Origin of the sequence: Streptomyces hainanensis (assembly GCF_004348415.1) — a bacterium.
Lineage (GTDB): Bacteria > Actinomycetota > Actinomycetes > Streptomycetales > Streptomycetaceae > Streptomyces > Streptomyces hainanensis.
In genome coordinates this window covers 1-17,842 of sequence record NZ_SMKI01000112.1, presented here as the reverse complement: position 1 = coordinate 17,842, position 17,842 = coordinate 1, and the positions used below count along the sequence as shown (strand labels likewise).

Sequence of the window (17,842 nt, the reverse complement as noted above, 5' to 3'; positions counted from 1 at the left end):
ACCCACCTATCCACCCAGCCGACCGGCCGGCCCGGGCCCGAGACCCACTCGGCTCAGGCCGGCCGGTCGGCTTTCTCCACCGGCCGCTCCGCCGGTGGCTGGAAGCCGGGCAGCCCCGCCTCCAGCTCGTCCCGCATCCGCACCCGCGCCCCCAGCTGGCACAGCACGCCGATCGTGCTCAGCGTGACCCGGTGGATCAGCAGATAGGAGGGCGGCAGGTTCAGCCGGCGCCCCAACTGGTGGGCCGCCGACCGGGGATCGGCGATCCGGGCCGCCTGCTCCCGCAGCCACTCCCGGCTGAACGCGAACTCCGCCACCCGGGCCGGCTCGATGATCGGCAGCAGGTAGTCGAGCACCGCGCCCGGATCCAGCTCGATGGACGGCTTCACGAAGCCCTCGGCCACCAGCCGCCCGTACACCTCGTCGGCCCGCCCGTCGAGGGACATCCGCAGCGCCTCGCCGATCACCGGCGGCAGCCCACCTGGCAGCCGGTTCACCGCGCCGAAGTCCATGACGCCGAGCCGCCACGAGGACACCGGCTCGCCCTCGGGCCCCGGCACCAGCCGGAAGTTGCCCGGGTGGGCGTCGGCGTGCAGCAGACCGGTGCGCGCCGTGCCGGAGAAGAGGAAGCGCGCCAGCAGCTGCCCGGCCCTGTCCCGCTCCTCCTGGCCGCCCTCGCCGATCACCCGGGACAGCGGGATGCCCGAGAGCCACTCGCTGACCAGCACCTGGTCCCGCTGGTACACCACGGCCGGCACCAGCACCCCGGGATCGCCCCTGAACTCCTCGGCGTAGGCCTGCTGCGCCGCCGCCTCCAGGGCGTAGTCCAGCTCCTCGGCGACCCGCTCCCGCAACTCCTCGATCAGCGGCTTGAGATCCATGCCGGGGATCAGCGGCCCCAGCAGCCGGGCGAACCGGCCCAGCTGCGTCAGGTCGGAGAGCAGCGCCTCGCCCGCGCCCGGGTACTGGATCTTGACGGCCACCTCGCGGCCGTCGTGCCAGACGGCCCGGTGCACCTGCCCGATCGAGGCGGCGGCCGCCGGCCGCTCGTCGAACTCGGTGAACAGCTCCCGCCAGTCCGGGCCGAGCCGCTCCGCGAGCACCGCCCGCACCGAGGCGGTCGGCATCGGCGGGGCCGCGTCCTGGAGCTTGGTCAGCGCGGCCCGATAGGGCCCGGCCACCGCCTCGGGCAGCGCCGACTCGAAGACCGAGAGCGCCTGGCCGAGCTTCATCGCGCCGCCCTTGAGCTCGCCCAGCACGCTGAACAGCTGCTGGGCGGTGCGCTGTTGCAGCTCGCTGCCCACCCGCTCGGCGGACCGGCCCCCGATCCGCTTCCCGAGACCCCAGGTCGCCCGGCCGGCGAAACTCAGCGGCAGGGTGGCGAGCTTCGCCGTCCTGGTCACCGCCTTACGGGGTAGGTCAGACATGGTGTCCCCTCCAACTCCCATATGTCGCGCCCCGAACCAGGCGGTCATCGCAGTTCTACCCAGTCATTGTGGCCCCTGGTCACGGCGCGCGGGCCGGCTGGGCCGCGGGACAGGGACACTCCGCGTGCGGCTCGACGGGCTGGTCGGTGAGCGTCGGGCCCGGCAGCGCCACCTCCGTGCGGGCGGCGGGGCCGCGCGGCGCCGTGCCGTCGAGGAAGCCGAGCGCCGCACAGGCCGCGAGCCCGGCCACCGCCGTGGCCAGCGCCCCGTCGCAGGCGGGCACGCCGGCCGAGCGCGCGTTGCGCCACTGGCCCACCAGCAGCGGCCAGCCCGGCTCGGTGCGGGCCCGGCCGCGCAGCAGACACCCCGCGCAGCCCGTGGCGCCCGGCAGCACCAGCGGCCCCACGAACCCGGTGGCCTCCACCACCCCCGTGTAGAGGTGGGGCGTGCCGGCCGCGACGAGTTCCTCGGCCACCGCCGGATCGGGCGCGTAGGCCGCCAGACCGTCCCGTGGGGCGAAGATCACCAGCCGCGCGCCCGCCGGCTCACCGGGGCGCGCCGCCGCGTCCGGGGGCGCTCCCCTGGCCCGACGCCACGGGGTCGCCGCCCGCAGCATGCCGCGCGCCGCCACCGACCTCCGCTGCCCGACGTGCTCCGCGCGCAACCCGGCCGCCGCGAGATCCACCGACTCCACCCGGCCGCCGTCCACCACCTCAACGCGCCCCACCCCGGCCTGTGCCAGCGCCAGGGCCACCGCGAGCCCGACCCGACCGGCGCCCCGGACCTGCACCCAGGCCCGCCGCCGGTCGAGCAGCCGCCGCAGCCCGCCGCCGGGCTCCGGATCGAGCAGCGAGAGCGACGCCAGATCCGGCCGCAGCACGTCGGTGACCTCCGCCGCCGCCTCGCGCTGGGCCGTCGCGTCGTCCAGCACGCCGGCCGCCGCCAGCTGCCTGGCCAGCCGGTCGGCCGCCGCCCGGCCCAGGCCGAGCGAGGCGGCCGCCTCCCGGAGGGTGGGCAGCCCCCGGGTGCCGTCCAGCAGGGTCAGGAACATCTCGGTGGCCGTGTCCAGCGGGCCGAAGAGCACCGAGTGCGAGGGGGTGACTCCGTAGCGCACGGTGTGCTTGTCCCGCCAGCTGCGGCGGAGGGCGGGCTTGATCATGGGATGCATGGCGACATGATGCGACCGGACAGAGGTGGCAGGTGTGATGTTTTCCACAGGAAGCAGAGATAGTCCTATAAATGGGGCGTTCCTGTGGACGGTTGGTTCGGGCACCGCTCCGACCGGCTTCGACAGGCGGGACATATCCGGTTCGTACCGGGTAACGTCGAGGTGTGCCCGGCGAACCGCTGAACACCGCCGGCCCGCCGCAGCGCATCCCCTCGGCGGGCAGGATGGCGCTGGACACCCACCGGCACCCGCGCGAGCACGCCCCCGACCGGGGCGCCCATGATCAGGTCGAAGTGCGCCGCAGCTCGCGTCGCCGCCGCACGGTCTCCGCCTACCGCGAGGGCGATCGCACGATCGTGTTGATCCCCGCGCGGATGACCGTCGACGAGGAACGGCGCTGGGTCTCCGTGATGCTGGACAAGCTCGCGGCCCAGGAGGATCGTCGGATCATCGACGACGACGAGCTGGCGCGCCGCGCGACCGAGCTCTCCGAGCGCTACCTCCAGGGGCATGCCCGGCCCGACAGCGTGCGCTGGGTCACCAACCAGAACTCCCGTTGGGGCTCCTGCACGCCGGCCCTCGGCAGCATCAGGCTCTCGCACCGACTGCAGGGCATGCCGGAGTACGTCGTCGACTACGTCCTGCTGCACGAGTTGGCCCACCTGCTGGTGCCCGGCCACGGTGCCGACTTCTGGCAGTTGCTCGACCACTACCCGCGCACCGAACGGGCCCGGGGGTTCCTGGAGGGCGTGGTCGCCGCGGAGCGCCTGCCGTACATCCCCTGGCTGCGATCCTGATCTTTCCCCGGCCACCACTCACCGTTGTCGGTGCCAGCGGCTACGCTGGCGACGCCGAAGGTTCGTGGTGTTCGGATGGGGGGATGGACGTTCCGCATGGTGGCGCACTTCAAGCGTGGCCAGAAGGCCAGGCTCAGTGACCTGACGCTCGGCACCGACCTGTACGTGGGCGTGCAGATATCCGGGCCCGGGCTGGTCTTCGACATCAGCTGTTTCGGTCTCGACGCGGCCGAACAGCTCTCGGACGACCGCTACTTCATCTTCTACAACCAGCCGAAGTCGCCCGAGGAGTCGCTGCAACAGCTGGGCGCGCAGGCCGGCGACACCGAGTCGTTCCGGATCACGCTCGACCGCGTTCCGGAGTCGATCCACCGGCTCACCTTCACCGCGACGATCGACGGTGACGGCACGATGGCGCAGGTCGCGCCCGGCTGTCTGCGGATCGTGGCGGGTGGTGACGAGGTCGTCAGGTACGCCTTCGACGGCTCGGAGTTCAGCACCGAGCGGGCCGTGATGCTGGGGGACTTCTACCGCAAGGACGGCTGGCGCTTCGCCGCCGTCGGCCAGGGCTTCGACGGCGGCCTGGCCGCGTTGCTGACGCACTTCGGCGGCGAGGTCGAGGACGACGAACCGCCCGCCACGGCGCCGCCGGCCGCGCCGGCGGGCCAGCCGCCCGCGTTCGCCGTCCCGGGGGCCGCCGGTGCCGGTGCCCAGGCGCCTCCGGCGCCTGGGCAGGGCGGCGGGTTCAGCCCGCCGCCGTTCGGCGGTCCTCCTGGTTCGCCGCCGCAGGCGCAGCCTGTCGGCGCGGGCACACCGGCCGCCTTCGGCGGCCCGCCTGGCGGCGTCGCCGGACAACCGCCGGCCGCGCCGCCGTTCGGCGGCCAGCCCGGCGCGGCGCCGCAGGTGCCCGGGCAGCCGGTGCCGCCCGGTGGCGGGTTCCCGGTCCCGCCGGGGCCGCAGCACGCCGGCGCGGGTGGGCCGGCGGCCTTCGTCGGCCAGCCCGGCGCCGGCATAGGGCAACCGCCGCCCGCGCCGCCGGCGCCGCCGTTCGGCGGCCATCCGGGCCAGCCCGGCGGCGGGTTCCCGGCGCCGCCGGGGGCGGCCCAACCGCCGCCGCCCGCATCGCCCTTCGGCGGTTACGCGCCGCCACCTGGCGCGGGTGCGGGGGGTTACGTCGCGCCGCCAGGCGCCGGTGCCCCGGCCGGGCAGTTCGCCCCGGCCGGCGGTGCGGCCCCGGGGGCGTTGACCGGGGTGCTCGACGCCTTCCGCGGGGTCAGCGACGGCCGCCGCTGGAGCCAGCAGAACCCGCAGCTGATCCGCGTCGACCTGACGCACGGCGGCGGGCAGCCCGTGCTCGCCCGGCAGGGCAGCATGGTCATGTACCACGGCGACGTCGACTTCGGCTACAAGAGCCAGGGGCTCATGGGCCGGATGACCCGGTGGGCCACCGGCGAGGGCATGCCCTCGCTGATGCGCTGCACCGGCAACGGCCAGGTGTATCTGGCCGAGGAGGCCGTCCGGCTGCACCCCGTGGAGCTCCAGGGCGACGCGATCGTCGTCGCCTCGCAACACGTGCTGGCCTTCGACGAGTCCCTGGAGCCGGAGGTGCGCAGGATCGACGGCCACGGCATCCCCGGCGGCTCGCTGTTCGCGCTCCAGTTCCAGGGCCACGGCACCGTCGTCATCACCACCCACGGCGAGCCCCTGGTGCTCCCCGTCACACCGATGACCTTCGCCGACGCCAACGCGATCGTCGCCTGGTCGGCCGGCGCGCAGGTGCTGGTCGCCAACCAGGTCCGGCTCCGCCGCCACGCCTACCCGGGGCACTCCGGCGAGACCACCCAGCTCCAGTTCCGCGGCGCCCCGGGGAACTTCGCCATCGTCCAGCCCTACGAGATCTGACGGGAGCCCGTGATGGACCAGCGCATGATCGCGGGATACGCCCCCGCCGCACCCACCGCCCGGATGGGGAACCACGGCCCGACCATCGCCCGCGTCGCCATGCAGTCGGGCAACGACCTGTTCGCCAGGACGGGTTCGATGATCGCCTACGAGGGCTTCATCCAGTACGAGTCCAACCCGGCCGCCTTCGGCCAGGCCATCGCGGGCCGGCTCTCCGGCGAGAGCGTCCCGCTGATGAAGTGCTTCGGCGACGGCCTGCTCTACCTGGCCGACTACGGCGCCAACGTCGTCTGCCTCCCCCTCGACAACGACAACCTGTCGGTCAACGCCACCAACGTCCTGGCCTTCGACGCCCACCTGGAGTGGGGCGTGCAGCGGGTCAGGGGCATCGCCAAGTTCGCCGGGCAGGGCCTGTTCAACATCGGGATATCCGGCACCGGTTGGGTGGCGGTCACCAGCCGGGGCATGCCAGTCGTCGTCGACTGCGGCCAGGCCGGCGAGACCTTCGTGGACCCGGACGCCCTGGTCGCCTGGTCCACCGGCCTGGAGGTCAGCGGCAAGCGCAGCTTCAAGGCCAGCTCGCTCCTCGGCCGGGGCAGCGGCGAGGCCTACCAGCTGGCCTTCTCCGGACAGGGGTTCGTGGTGGTCCAGCCCAGCGAGGACAGCACCGAGCGGCTGGGCCAGTAGCCGTCGGCAGCCGAGGACACAGGACGAGCCAGGAACACAGGGGGACACCGGCGTCATGCAGAGCCCGATCTTCAACCACACCGTCAACCAGACCGAGGAGCGCTTCGCCCCGCAGGGCGCCCACATGGTCCGGGTCAACCTCTCCCGGGGCGGCGACGTGCTCGCCAGGACCGGCAGCATGGTCGCCTTCGAGGGCATGGTCGAGTTCGACGGCGAGCACCAGTCGCTCCACCAGCAGCACAGCCAGTGGGCCACCGGCGAGACGCTGCCGCTGATGCGCTGCTTCGGCCAGGGCGCCGTCTACCTGGCCAACCTGGCCCAACACGTGCACGTGCTGGACATCGACCACGAGGGGCTGACCGTCGACAGCTCCTACGTGCTGGCCCTCGACGCCCACCTCCACTGGGAGGTCGTCGCCGTCGAGAGCCAGTACGGCATCGCCGGCGCCGGCGCGTACAACCTGGTCATCGGCGGCCAGGGCAAGGTCGCCATCACCACCTCCGGCTCCCCGCTGGTGACACGGGTCTCCCCGGACCGCTACGTCAGCGCCGACGCCGACGCGGTGGTGGCCTGGTCCTCCTCGCTGCGGGTGCAGATGCAGGCCCAGACCAGCAACCGGTCGGTCTTCCGGCGCCGGGGCAACACCGGCGAGGGCTGGGAGCTCAGCTTCATGGGCGACGGCCACGTGGTGGTCCAGCCGAGCGAGCTGCTGCCGCCCGCGCACACCTCGTTCGGCGAACAGCTCGGCGGCCAGTTCCAGCAGGGCGGCACCCCCGGGCTGCACCAGGGCGGCGCCTGGGGCCCGCGGTAGCGCCGCGGGCCGGCCGCCCGCCCCTCACAGCAGCGCGCGGGCCCGCTCCAGCAGCCGCACGACCGACTCGTCGGCCACCGCCGCCACCTCGTCGTACGGGAACCAGCGCAGGTCGAGCGACTCCTCGCTGATCACGGCCCGGGCGCCGGCCGGCGCCACCGCCGCGTACTGCACGTCCAGGTGGACGGCGCACGGTGTGCGGTGCCGGTCGAGGCCGGCGGGCGCCGGCAGCAGCCGAAGCCCCCCGATGCCCGACTCCTCGGTGGCCTCGCGCAGCGCGGCCCCGGCCAGCGTGGTGTCCGTGGGCTCGCAGTGGCCGCCGGTCTGCAGCCAGGCACCGATCTTGGGGTGCAGGGTGAGCAGCACCCGGCCCCCGGCGGGGTCGATCACCAGCGCGCTCGCCGTGATGTGGCCGGCCGCGCAGCCCCGCCACACGCCGTCGGCGTGGGTCCCCAGATGCCGCCCGTAGGCGGCGCGAAGCTCGTCCTGCGCCGCGTCGGGCGCCGACCACTCCCGCAGCACGCGGCTGGCGTCCTCGTGCAGACTCACTCGCCCCGGCCGCCCTCGCCGTCGGAACCGCCCTTGTCGTCCCTGCCCTCGCCCTTGCCCTCGCCCTCGGCCGGACCCTTGCCGCCCTTGGCCGGACCCTTGCCGCCCTCGGCCCGGCCCTTGTCGTCCCGGTCGGCGTCGCCGTCCTTCTCCAGGCGCGGGCCGCCCTCACCCGCCGCGTCCCCGAGCATCCGGTCCAACTCGGAGAAGTCCAGCTGCTCGCGGTGCACGAAGCCGTCCGGGTCGTCCAGGTCGGCGGCGGTGGGCAGCATGTCGGGGTGCGCCCACAGCGCGTCCCGCCCCTGGGCGCCGCGGGCGTCCGTGAGCGAGGCCCACAGCCGGGCCGCGTCCCGCAGCCGGCGCGGCCGCAGTTCGAGCCCGATCAGCGTGGCGAACGTCTGCTCCGCCGGCCCGCCGGTGGCCCGGCGCCGCCGCAGCGTCTCCCGCAGCGCGGAGGCCGACGGCAGGTGCGGCTCGGCGGCCGCGAACACCACCGCGTCCACCCAGCCCTCCACCAGCGCCAGCGCCGTCTCGAGACGGGCCAGGGCCGCCTTCTGCTGCGGCGTGTCCTCCGGCTGGAACAGCCCCTGCTGAAGCTTCTCCTGCATCTCCTCGGGGCGCGACGGGTCGAGCTGGCCGACCAGGTCCTCCAGCTTGCCCGTGTCCACCTGGATGCCCCGCGCGTAGCCGTCCACCGCGCCGAACAGGTGCGACCGCAGCCACGGCACGTGCGCGAAGAGCCGCTGGTGGGCCGCCTCGCGCAGCGCCAGATACAGCCTGACCTCCTCCTGCGGCACGCCGAGGCCGGCACCGAACGCCGCCACGTTCTGGGGGAGGAGCGCGGCCCTGCCGGCCGGGCCGAGCGGCAGCCCGATGTCCGTCGAGCCCACCACCTCGCCGGCCAGCACGCCCACGGCCTGCCCGATCTGGGTGCCGAACATGGCCCCGCCCATCGAGCGCATCATGCCGAGCAGCGGCCCGGCCATCGCCTGCATCTCCTCGGGCATCACATCACCCATGGCCGCGCCGACCCGCTCGGCCACCGGGTCCACCAGCTCCCGCCAGACCGGCAGCGTCGCCTCCACCCACTCGGCGCGGCTCCACGCCACCGTCGAGCCGGAGCCGGACGGCAGCGAGGTGACCCCGTCGAGCCAGAGGTCGGCCAGCCTGACGGCCTCCTCGACCCGGGCACGCTCGGGCGACGACACGCTCTCGTCCCGCGAGCCGTCCTGCGCGCCCTGCGCCACCGTCTGCCGGGCCACGGACCTGGCCAGCTCCCAGTTCACCGGGCCGCCCTCGTACGACAGCATCTGGCCGAGCTGCTGGAACGCCGCCCCCAGGTCCTGCGGGTTCATCTGGCCGCCGGCGCCCATCGAGCCGAACAGCGCGGCGAGCGGGTTGTCCGCGGGCCCCTGCCCACCACCACCCTGCCCCCCGTTGCCACGCTTCTTGCCGGATTCACCATCATCCGGCTCCTCGGGAAGGCCGAATCCGAAGGGAAAGTCACTCACGGGAATCCTCGGCTCTGTGTGTCGGACGGAACCAACGTGGCTGCCCGATCGCTGGTCTCTGCCTCCAGCCTAGACACCTCTCAGGCAGGATGGGCGTGCGCACGTCGTACCTGAAACAACCACTGGAGAAGTCCTGTGAGTTCCCCGGAGCCAGCCGTTCGCGCAGCGCGAAACGGCCCCGCGGCCCCGCTGACCGTCGCCGTCACCGGAGCCGCCAGCGGGGTTGGCGCCCTGCTCACGGAGCGTCTGCTGGCCGCAGAGGAGGTGAGGCGGGTGCTCGCCCTCGACGAGCGCATCGGCGACGCCAGGGGTGCCGAGTGGCACACCCTGGACATCCGCGACCCGGCCATCGCCGAGCTGCTGCGCACCTCGGGTGCGGCCCGGGGTTCGCTGCGGCACGACGGCGCCCGTGATCGCGACCGCGACCGCGAGACCACCTCGGGCCCGGTGGACGTGGTGGTGCACCTCGCCCTCGACCTCGACCTGGAGTCCGACCCGGCCGCCCGCACCGCCTACAACGTGCGCGGTGCCCAGACCGTGCTCACCGCCGCCGCGGCGGCCGGCGTGCGGCGCGTCATCCTGTGCACCTCGGCCATGGTCTACGGCGCGTTGCCCGACAACGACGTGCCGCTGGCCGAGGACGCGGAGCTGCGCGCCACGGCCGACGCCACCTGCGTCGGCGACCTGCTGGAGATCGAGCGCCTGGCGCGCCGCGCACCGCGCGCCCACCCCGGGCTCAGCGTCACGGTGCTGCGTCCCGCCGTCCTGGTCGGCGGCACGGACACCGCGCTCACCCGCTACTTCGAGTCGCCCCGGCTGCTCGTCGTCGCCGGCTCCCGGCCGCGCTGGCAGTTCTGCCACGTCGAAGACCTGGTCAGCGCCCTGGAGTTCGCGGTCCTCGACAAGGTGGAGGGCGAGCTCGCGGTGGGCTGCGACGGCTGGCTCGAGCAGGAGGAGGTGGAGCAGCTGACCGGCATCCGCCGCATGGAGCTGCCGCCCTCGGTGGCGCTCGGCGCGGCCGCCAGGCTGCACCGGCTCGGCCTCACGCCGTCCCCGGCGGGCGACCTCGCCTACACCATGCACCCCTGGGTGGTCAGCGGGAGCAAGCTGTACGAGGCGGGCTGGCGGCCGGGCTGGAGCAACGAGGAGGTGCTGGCCGAGCTGCTCAACGAGGTCGCGGGCCGGCACACCGTGGCCGGCCGGCGGCTCGGCAGGAAGGACGCCGCCACCACGCTGGGCGCCGCGGGCGCCACGGTGGCCCTGGTGGGCACGGCGGCCCTGGTCAGGCGGGCCAGGCGCAGCCGGCGTCGTTGAGAGGGCGCGCGATGGGGCAGCATGTGTCCATGACTGGTCCCACGACGCACCCGCAGCGCACCGAGCAGATCCAGCTGCTCGCCATCCGTGACACCCCGCTCTCCTTGGACGAGGTCTTCGCCGCGGTGGGCCACGACCGGGCCGGCGGCACCGCGTTGTTCGTCGGCACGGTCCGGGACCACGACGGGGCCGTCAAGGGGCCGGCGGTCACCGAACTGGCCTACTCGGCGCATCCCAGCGCGGAGGCCGAGCTGCGTCGGGTCGCCGAGAAGATCGTCGCCGACTTCCCGGTGGAGGCACTGGCCGCGGTGCACCGGGTCGGCGACCTCGGCGTCGGCGACCTCGCGGTGATCGTGGCCGTCGCCTGCCCACACCGCGGCGAGGCGTTCGACGCCGCGCGCCGGCTGATCGACGACCTCAAGCGGGAGGTCCCCATCTGGAAGCACCAGTCCTTCGTGGACGGCACCCAGGAGTGGGTGGGGGCCTGCGCATAGGCCTTGTCGGGCGGGATTTCAAGAGATGACCAAGCTCACTACTCCGGTTGCGTAACTCGTTCCCACGACCGAGCGTTGGTGGTACGTCCGCCGGAGGTGGGAGGTAGGTCATGGCGGTTCTCGTGTGGCTGCTGATTCCCGTCGCAGGCGCGCTGGTGGCCGGGCTCTGGAGCACGTGGGCCACCCGCCGCGGCGTCAATCACCGGGGCGTGCGAGATAAGGCGGGGGTGCGCGGCTACGAGGCGTTCCGGGCCGCGATGGAGCGGGCCCCGGCGGACGGCTGACAGCACCGTCACGTACTGTCAAGGCATGCCACGCCGCACCGCGACGCTGCTGACGTCGATCCTGCTGCTGATAGGGCTGCTCTGCGCCGGGGTACTCATCAACGTGCCCTACGCGGAGATGTCGCCCGGTCCCACGGTCAACACGCTGGGGGACCACGACGGCGAGCCGGTGCTCAACATCGAGGGCCACGAGACGTACGAGACCTCGGGTCACCTCAACATGACGACGGTCCGCGTCACCGGCGTCGACTACCGGATGAACCTGCTGGAGGCGACCGCCGGCTGGCTGGCGGCGGACGCGGCGGTGGTGCCCTACCGCACGCTCTATCCGCAGCACGTCTCGGCCGACCAGGTCGAGCAGCAGAACGCGGAGGAGTTCTCGGCGTCCCAGGAGAGCGCCAAGGTGGCGGCGCTCGAGGCGATCGGCTACGACATCCCGGCGCAGACCATCGTGGCCGCGGTGGTCAAGGACAGCCCGTCCGAGGGGCGGCTGCACGCGGGGGACGCGATCGTCGCGGTGGACGGCACCAAGGTCACCGAGCCAGGGCAGGTCGCCGAGCTGGTCACCGAGCACCGGGCGGGCGAGGACGTGGTCTTCACGATCGTGCCGGCGGACCGGGCCAGGGAGGCCCAGGAGGCGGGCGAGGAGCTGCCGTCCGACACCGAGGACGTCACCATCACCACCGCCGCGGCCGACGACGACCAGCGGGCCATCGTCGGGATCCAGGCCGGGGTCACCCACACCTTCCCGTTCACGATCGACATCAAGCTGGCGGACGTCGGCGGTCCGAGCGCCGGGCTGATGTTCGCGCTGGGTCTGATCGACCGGCTCACCCCGGAGGACCTGACGGGCGGCGCCTTCGTGGCCGGCACCGGCACCATCGACGACGAGGGCCGGGTCGGGCAGATCGGCGGTATCTCGATGAAGGTCATCGCGGCCCGGGAGGCCGGCGCCGAGTATTTCCTGACCCCCGAGAACAACTGCGCGACGGCCGCCGAGAACAGGCCGGACGGTCTGACGCTGGTGAGCGTCGCCACGCTCGACGACGCGTTGGCCGCGCTGGAGGACATCAGGGCGGACCGCACCGACGACCTCCCGCTCTGCTCGGCGGACTGACCACGGAGCAGAGCGGCACCGGGCGGAGCCGCGCCGGGCAGAGCCGCGCCCGGCGGGCTCCGGGCGCGGCCCGCCGCCCTACTCCTCGAACGTGGTCGCCAGCGCGGCCGCCAGGCCCGGCACGAGGTCGGGGCCGGTGAGCACGTCCTGCGGCGAGTCCTTCTCACGCATCCGCAGCGCGGACTCGCGCCGCCCGTCCCGCAGCACGGCCACGGTCATCCTGACCTCCTGCCGGTCCGGGTGTTCGGCGACCCAGTCGGTCAGCGCGGCCTCCGAGAGCCCCTCGGGCAGCGCCTCCTCGGCCGACGGCGGCAGCATCAGCCGCTCGACCGCGAGCGCGCAGCCGGCCACCTGCTCCGGCCACGCGATGGTGGCGAGGAACTCGTCGAGGGGCACGCCGGGCGGCAACTCGTCCTGTTCCACGGGGGTCAGGGGGCTGTCGCCGCCGAGGTCGAGCTGTTCGGCGAGCGCGGGCTCCTCGGCCCGCAGTCGTTCCGTGTCGACCAGCGCGAACAGCAGCGCCGGGCGGTCCCAGCCAAGCCCCGCGACATAGTCGTCGATTTCGAGCACCGCCCTGGTGAGCGGATCGGTGGCCGGCGCTGCGGCCATGGGTGCGTCGGGGGTCGTGTTGTCCATGGGCCCTATCGTGCCGTCTCATACCCCGAAATCGGGAACCGAGTAAAGCTTGAGTAAGTTAGTCCGAGTGGGCCGCACGATGTCCGATGGGAGGTTGTTCGGCCTGACAACGACCGCAGCGATTCTTTGAGGTGCGCACCTTGGCTTTCCAGATGCCGGACCGGGGCTCGGGCCGTGGTCCCAACGGTCCGAACGGACCCCGGGGTCCGAGAGGTCCCGGCGGCCCGCGGTTCAGCGTCGGTCGTCCTTCCCGAGGGGCCAGGAGTCTGCTGATCACGGCGGCGATTCTGGCCGGACTCGCCATTCTCTTCGCCATGTTCGCCGGATTCTGGACGAACTGGCTCTGGTATGACTCCGTGGGATACACCAGCGTGTATCGCACGGAGCTGCTGACCAGGGTCCTGATGTTCGCCGTCTTCGGCGTCGTGATGGCGCTCGTCGTCGGGTTCAACATCTGGCTGGCGCATCGGCTTCGGCCGCCGCTGAGCGCCATGTCGATGGAACAGCAGAATCTCGATCGTTATCGAATGGGTATCGCCCCCTTCAAGAGGTGGGTGCTGATCGGCATTTCGTTGGTGATCGGTCTGATCGCCGGCGGTTCGGCCTCCGGCCAGTGGCGCACCTGGCTGCAGTGGGTCAACGGGAAGTCGTTCGGCGTCGAAGATCCCCAATTCCACCGAGATGTCTCGTTCTACACCTTTGACTACCCCTTCTACCGGTTCATCCTGGGCTTCGCCTTCGCCGTGATCGTGCTCTCGCTGATCGCGGCCGCGTTGACCCACTACCTCTACGGCGGCGTGCGGCTGACCACGCCGGGCAGCCGGATCACCCAGGCGTCCACCGCGCACCTGTCGGTGCTGCTCGGCCTCTTCGTGGCGCTCAAGTCCGTCGCCTACTGGCTCGACCGCTACGGGCTCGCGCTCAAGGGCGGCGACCTCCGCAACGCCGAGGGCTGGACGGGCCTGCGGTACGTGGACGCCAACGCCTACCTGCCGGCCAAAACGATTCTGACGATCATCGCGGCCATCTGCGCGGTGCTGTTCTTCGCCGCCGTGTGGCGGCGCGGCTGGCAGCTGCCGGTGATCGGGCTCGGCCTGATGGTGCTGTCCGCGGTGCTGATCGGCGGCGTCTACCCGGCGCTGGTCCAGCAGTTCCAGGTCCGGCCGAACGAGCAGGCCCGCGAGACCCCGTACATCGCCAAGCACATGGACGCCACGAAGGACGCGTACGACATCGCGGACGCCAGGATCGAGGACTACTCGGGGGTGAGCGACGCGGATCCTGAGACCCTGCGCAACGCGGTCACCTCCACGGCCAGCATCCGGCTGCTCGACCCGAGCGTGGTCTCGCCCACGTTCCAGCAGATCCAGCAGGTCCGCGGGTACTACCAGTTCCCGGGCACGCTGGACGTCGACCGGTACCCGATCGGCGAGGACGGCGCCGAGCAGGACACCGTGATCGGTCTCCGCGAGATGAACGTCAACCAGATCCCCGAGCGGAACTGGATCAACGAGCACTTCCGCTACACCCACGGTTTCGGCGTGGTCTCCGCCAGCGGCACCAACGTGCCGGGCAACGGCCAGCCGGACTTCACCGAGCGCGACCTGCCGCCCACCGGGGAGCTGAGCGACCTCGGCGAGTACGAGCCGCGGATCTACTTCGGCGAGTACACCACCCAGTACTCGATCGTCGGCGGCCCGCAGCAGGAGATCGACTACGCCGGCGAGGACGGCGAGGTCGAGTACAGCTACACCGGCGACGCCGGCGTCGGCCTCGACAACTACTTCGTCCGCGCCGCCTACGCGCTGACCATGGGCGAGCCGCAGATCCTCTACTCCGGCGCCATCGGCGACGGGTCCCGGATCCTCTACAACCGCACCCCCAAGGAGCGGGTGGAGGCGGTGGCCCCCTGGCTCACCATCGACGGCGACCCGTATCCGGCGGTGGTGGACGGCCGGGTGCTGTGGATCGTGGACGCGTACACCACGTCCAACGGCTACCCGTACTCGTCGCGCACCACCCTCGGTGACGTCACCGAGACCTCGCTGACCGAGACCCAGGGCGACGTGATCGCCCAGGAGAACCAGGTCAACTACATCCGGAACTCGGTGAAGGCCACCGTCGACGCCTACTCGGGCGACGTGGAGCTCTACGAGTGGGACGAGCAGGACCCGGTCCTCCAGACCTGGCGCAGCGCGTTCCCCGACACCGTGCACGACCGGGACGAGATCAGCGACGACCTGCTCGGCCACCTCCGGTACCCGCAGGACCTGTTCAAGGTCCAGCGCGACCTGCTCCAGCGCTACCACGTGGAGAGCGCCGACCAGTTCTACAGCGGCTCCGAGCGCTGGCAGGTGCCGGACGACCCGACCCAGCAGGGCCAGTCGGTGCCGCCGTACTACCTGAGCATGCGGATGCCCGACCAGGACAGCCAGGTCTTCTCGCTGACCACGACGTTCACGCCACAGGGCAGAGAGACGTTGTCGGCCTACATGGCCGTCGAGGCGGACGCGAGATCCGAGGACTACGGCACCATGCGGGTCCTCACCCTGCCGTCCAACACGACGGTCTGGGGTCCACAACAGGTGCAGTCCAGGTTCAACTCCGATCCGGACATCGCCAACGAGATCAACATCCTCCAACGCGGCGACTCCGAGGTGGAGTACGGCAACCTGCTGACGGTGCCGCTGGAGGGCGGGCTGCTCTACGTCGAGCCGGTCTACGTGCAGGGGGCGAGCACCGAGTACCCGCTGCTGCGGAGGGTCCTGGTCACCTACGGCGAGGAGACCGCGTTCGAGGACACCCTGGGCGAGGCGCTCGACCAGGTCTTCGGCGTGACCGAGTCCGGCGAGGAGCCACCGCCGCAGGAGGAACCCGGCGAGGGCGAGGAGCCGCCGCCGGACGAGGGCGAGGAGCCGCCGCCCACGGACGCCACGTTGGAGGAGGCCATCGACGAGGCCACCCAGGCGTGGCAGGAGAGCCAGGAGGCCTTCGAGGCGGGCGACTGGGGCGCCTACGCCGAGGCCCAGGAGCGGCTCGAGGAGGCCTTCGGCCGAATCGAGGAGCTCGAAGGGGGCCAGCCGGCGGAGGAGCCGTCCGAGTGACGGGCGACAACTGATGAGGGGCCGGGAGACGGTGACGTCTCCCGGCCCCTCCTGTCGTCTCCCACCTCGGCCTTCACCAATGCCGTCCAGCGCAGGCACAGTTCACACCCGTCACCTCGTCAACCTTGCGCATAAGTTCGGCGGTTGCCGCTGGTGCTTGGTGACCTGCTCTGACAGTGTCGAACGGCATACTGCGTGACGTCCCAGGACAACTCCCTGCCCGTGAAGGCGTTTGGGGGTTTCCATGTCGGGAAGTCGATAAACCGCTGAAGTGACTTCACTGGCTGCGGTATACCAGGTGTACGCAGGTTTCAGGTGGTGCGACTATGGACCTTATGGGGGACAACGCGAGGTTCGAGGGCAGTCGTGCGGCTGCGCGCGAGGGCGCGCGGCTGTTGCGCCTGGGCGACCTGGACCACGCCGAGACGCCGCTGCGCACCGCAGCGGCGGATGGGGAGCGGTCCGCCGCCAACAATCTGGGGGTTCTGCTGTACCAGTCCGGGCGCGCCGACGAGGCGGCCGAGTGGTGGCGGACGGCTGCCGTCGCCGGCTCCTCGCCCGCCGCCCACGCGCTCGGCCGGCACCACCGCGAGCGCGGTGACGAGGCGGCCGCCGAGTACTGGCTGCGGCAGTCCGCCGAGTCCGGGCACGCCTCCGGCGCGTACGCCCTGGCCGACCTCCTCGACCACCGGGGGGCACCGGGCGCCGACAAGTGGTTCCGTGCCGCCGCCGAGCGCGGCCACCGGGAGGCCGCCTACCGCTACGCCTGCCTGCTGGCCAGGCGCGACACCACCGCGGCCGAGGGCTGGTTCCGGCAGGCCGCGGCCCGCGGCCACCGGCGCGCCGCGCTGCGGCTCGGCACGTCGCTCGAGGAGCGCGGCGAGCTGGCCGAGGCCGGCCGCTGGTACCAGGAGGCCGCCGAGGCCGGCGAGCCGCGCGCCGCGAGCGCGCTCGGCTTCCTGCTCCGCGACGGCGGCGACGCGGCCGCCGCCGAGCGCTGGTGGCGGCGCGCCGCCCGGGACGGCGACGGCCCGGCGGCCAACGCGCTGGGCGCGCTGTGCGCCGAGCGCGGCGAGCGGCAGGAGGCACAGCGCTGGTACCGGGCCGCGCTCGACGCGGGCGACACCAACGGCGCCTTCAACCTGGCGCTGCTCTGCGCCGGCCTGGGGCGGATGGCCCAGGCCGAGCAGTGGTACCGGCGCGCCGCCTACGCGGGCCACCGCGAGGCGTCCAACGCGCTGGCCGTGCTGCTGCTGCAGCGCGGCGACGCGGCCGGCGCCGAGCCGTGGTTCTCCAAGGCGGCCGAGGCCGGCAGCGTCGACGCGGCGTTCAACCTCGGCATCCTGCACGCCGGCCGGGACGAGACGGCGCAGGCGCGGCACTGGTACGAGCAGGCCGCGGCGGCCGGCCACCCGGAGGCGGCGCTGCAGATCGCCGTCGAACTGCTGCGGGCCGGCGGCTCCGAGGCCGACCATCGGCGCGCCGAGGAGCACCTGACGCGGGCCGCCGAGGGCGGCAGCATCGAGGGCGCCTTCCGCCTCGCGGTGCTGATCGAGCGGCGCGGCGACGAGGAGGCGACCGAACGCTGGTACACGGCGGCGGCCGAGCGCGGCCACCGCCGCGCCCAGGTCCGGCTCGGCATGCTCGCGGCCGCCAGGGACGACGTCGTGACGGCGGCCCACTGGTACCGGGCCTCCGCCGAGGCGGGCAGCCGCAACGGCGCGTTCAACCTCGGGCTGCTGCTGGCCCGCGAGGGCAGCGAGCCGGAGGCCGCGCTGTGGTGGCGCCGCGCCGCCGAGTCCGGCCACGGCCGGGCGGCGCTGCAGCTCGCGCTGCTCGCCTCCCGGCGCGGCGACCTCGCCGAGGGCGGCACCTGGTGCACGCGCGCCATGGAGCTCGGCCCCCCGGAGGTCACGGCGCGGGCGGCCCGCCTGCGGGACGCGCTCCGGCAGGAACTCACGGCCTGACCGGCGTAGCCGCCTACCGTCTGTCCGTCGCCGGCCGCGGGACGGTGTCGCGGGGGTTTCCCCCACCCGCCCAC

15 protein-coding genes are annotated in these 17,842 nt (G+C 73.1%); 10 read left to right on the top strand and 5 right to left on the bottom strand.

What is annotated here, in order from left to right:
• Window positions 1-53: 53 nt before the first annotated feature.
• Both E1283_RS12930 and E1283_RS12925 read right to left on the bottom strand, forming a co-directional pair.
• Window positions 54-1,427, bottom strand: coding sequence for an ABC1 kinase family protein (locus E1283_RS12930; protein ID WP_132818140.1), 1,374 nt, complete (start codon window positions 1,425-1,427; stop codon window positions 54-56).
• A gap of 79 nt (window positions 1,428-1,506) precedes the next feature.
• Window positions 1,507-2,595, bottom strand: coding sequence for a ThiF family adenylyltransferase (locus tag E1283_RS12925; RefSeq protein ID WP_132818139.1), 1,089 nt, complete (start codon window positions 2,593-2,595; stop codon window positions 1,507-1,509).
• Between the two features lie 224 nt (window positions 2,596-2,819).
• Here E1283_RS12925 and E1283_RS12920 point away from each other — a divergent pair, with 224 nt between their 5' ends.
• From E1283_RS12920 to E1283_RS12905, 4 genes are all read left to right on the top strand, one after another.
• On the top strand, window positions 2,820-3,392 hold the full coding sequence (locus tag E1283_RS12920) for a M48 metallopeptidase family protein (protein WP_132818143.1): 573 nt from the start codon (window positions 2,820-2,822) through the stop codon (window positions 3,390-3,392).
• Window positions 3,393-3,488: 96 nt separating this feature from the next.
• On the top strand, window positions 3,489-5,294 hold the full coding sequence (locus E1283_RS12915; RefSeq protein ID WP_132818142.1) for a TerD family protein: 1,806 nt from the start codon (window positions 3,489-3,491) through the stop codon (window positions 5,292-5,294).
• 12 nt (window positions 5,295-5,306) lie between these two features.
• Window positions 5,307-5,981: an AIM24 family protein gene (locus E1283_RS12910; RefSeq protein ID WP_132818138.1), complete on the top strand. Its 675-nt coding sequence runs from the start codon at window positions 5,307-5,309 to the stop codon at window positions 5,979-5,981.
• A 55-nt stretch (window positions 5,982-6,036) separates the two neighbouring features.
• Window positions 6,037-6,792, top strand: a complete 756-nt coding sequence (locus E1283_RS12905) for an AIM24 family protein (protein WP_132818137.1) — start codon at window positions 6,037-6,039, stop codon at window positions 6,790-6,792.
• A 24-nt stretch (window positions 6,793-6,816) separates the two neighbouring features.
• On the opposite strand, the gene E1283_RS12900 is transcribed toward E1283_RS12905, so the two are convergent.
• Complete coding sequence (locus tag E1283_RS12900; RefSeq protein ID WP_132818136.1) at window positions 6,817-7,341, bottom strand: NUDIX hydrolase; 525 nt, start codon at window positions 7,339-7,341, stop codon at window positions 6,817-6,819.
• Window positions 7,338-8,852, bottom strand: a complete 1,515-nt coding sequence (locus E1283_RS12895; protein WP_132818135.1) for a zinc-dependent metalloprotease — start codon at window positions 8,850-8,852, stop codon at window positions 7,338-7,340. Before E1283_RS12895 ends, E1283_RS12900 begins: the two co-directional genes overlap by 4 nt.
• Before the next feature lie 135 nt (window positions 8,853-8,987).
• Here E1283_RS12895 and E1283_RS12890 point away from each other — a divergent pair, with 135 nt between their 5' ends.
• From E1283_RS12890 to E1283_RS12880, 4 genes are all read left to right on the top strand, one after another.
• On the top strand, window positions 8,988-10,166 hold the full coding sequence (locus E1283_RS12890; RefSeq protein ID WP_132818134.1) for an NAD-dependent epimerase/dehydratase family protein: 1,179 nt from the start codon (window positions 8,988-8,990) through the stop codon (window positions 10,164-10,166).
• Between the two features lie 29 nt (window positions 10,167-10,195).
• Entirely contained in the window at window positions 10,196-10,660 is a 465-nt protein-coding gene (locus tag E1283_RS12885; protein ID WP_132818133.1) for a molybdenum cofactor biosynthesis protein MoaE, read from the top strand.
• Window positions 10,661-10,770: 110 nt separating this feature from the next.
• Complete coding sequence (locus E1283_RS37225) at window positions 10,771-10,944, top strand: hypothetical protein (RefSeq protein ID WP_165956105.1); 174 nt, start codon at window positions 10,771-10,773, stop codon at window positions 10,942-10,944.
• A gap of 25 nt (window positions 10,945-10,969) precedes the next feature.
• Window positions 10,970-12,061 carry a YlbL family protein gene (locus E1283_RS12880; RefSeq protein ID WP_132818132.1) on the top strand — a complete coding sequence of 364 codons (1,092 nt, stop codon included), beginning with the start codon at window positions 10,970-10,972 and terminating at the stop codon, window positions 12,059-12,061.
• A gap of 78 nt (window positions 12,062-12,139) precedes the next feature.
• Here E1283_RS12880 and E1283_RS12875 read toward each other — a convergent pair whose 3' ends face one another.
• Window positions 12,140-12,697, bottom strand: a complete 558-nt coding sequence (locus tag E1283_RS12875; protein ID WP_132818131.1) for a PPA1309 family protein — start codon at window positions 12,695-12,697, stop codon at window positions 12,140-12,142.
• A 152-nt stretch (window positions 12,698-12,849) separates the two neighbouring features.
• On the opposite strand from E1283_RS12875, the gene E1283_RS12870 reads away from it, so the two are divergent.
• Both E1283_RS12870 and E1283_RS12865 read left to right on the top strand, forming a co-directional pair.
• Window positions 12,850-15,801 carry a UPF0182 family membrane protein gene (locus E1283_RS12870; protein WP_132818141.1) on the top strand — a complete coding sequence of 984 codons (2,952 nt, stop codon included), beginning with the start codon at window positions 12,850-12,852 and terminating at the stop codon, window positions 15,799-15,801.
• A 335-nt stretch (window positions 15,802-16,136) separates the two neighbouring features.
• Entirely contained in the window at window positions 16,137-17,768 is a 1,632-nt protein-coding gene (locus E1283_RS12865; RefSeq protein WP_132818130.1) for a tetratricopeptide repeat protein, read from the top strand.
• Window positions 17,769-17,842 lie beyond the last annotated feature (74 nt).

What these genes read in the sequence shown, in the direction of transcription:
- E1283_RS12930 (WP_132818140.1), bottom strand. Translation starts at nt 1,427, where the DNA reads ATGTCTGACCTACCCCGTAAGGCGGTGACCAGGACGGCGAAGCTCGCC.
- E1283_RS12925 (WP_132818139.1), bottom strand. Translation starts at nt 2,595, where the DNA reads ATGCATCCCATGATCAAGCCCGCCCTCCGCCGCAGCTGGCGGGACAAG.
- E1283_RS12920 (WP_132818143.1), top strand. Translation starts at nt 2,820, where the DNA reads ATGGCGCTGGACACCCACCGGCACCCGCGCGAGCACGCCCCCGACCGG.
- E1283_RS12915 (WP_132818142.1), top strand. Translation starts at nt 3,489, where the DNA reads ATGGTGGCGCACTTCAAGCGTGGCCAGAAGGCCAGGCTCAGTGACCTG.
- E1283_RS12910 (WP_132818138.1), top strand. Translation starts at nt 5,307, where the DNA reads ATGGACCAGCGCATGATCGCGGGATACGCCCCCGCCGCACCCACCGCC.
- E1283_RS12905 (WP_132818137.1), top strand. Translation starts at nt 6,037, where the DNA reads ATGCAGAGCCCGATCTTCAACCACACCGTCAACCAGACCGAGGAGCGC.
- E1283_RS12885 (WP_132818133.1), top strand. Translation starts at nt 10,196, where the DNA reads ATGACTGGTCCCACGACGCACCCGCAGCGCACCGAGCAGATCCAGCTG.
- E1283_RS37225 (WP_165956105.1), top strand. Translation starts at nt 10,771, where the DNA reads ATGGCGGTTCTCGTGTGGCTGCTGATTCCCGTCGCAGGCGCGCTGGTG.
- E1283_RS12880 (WP_132818132.1), top strand. Translation starts at nt 10,970, where the DNA reads ATGCCACGCCGCACCGCGACGCTGCTGACGTCGATCCTGCTGCTGATA.
- E1283_RS12875 (WP_132818131.1), bottom strand. Translation starts at nt 12,697, where the DNA reads ATGGACAACACGACCCCCGACGCACCCATGGCCGCAGCGCCGGCCACC.
- E1283_RS12870 (WP_132818141.1), top strand. Translation starts at nt 12,850, where the DNA reads ATGCCGGACCGGGGCTCGGGCCGTGGTCCCAACGGTCCGAACGGACCC.
- E1283_RS12865 (WP_132818130.1), top strand. Translation starts at nt 16,137, where the DNA reads ATGGGGGACAACGCGAGGTTCGAGGGCAGTCGTGCGGCTGCGCGCGAG.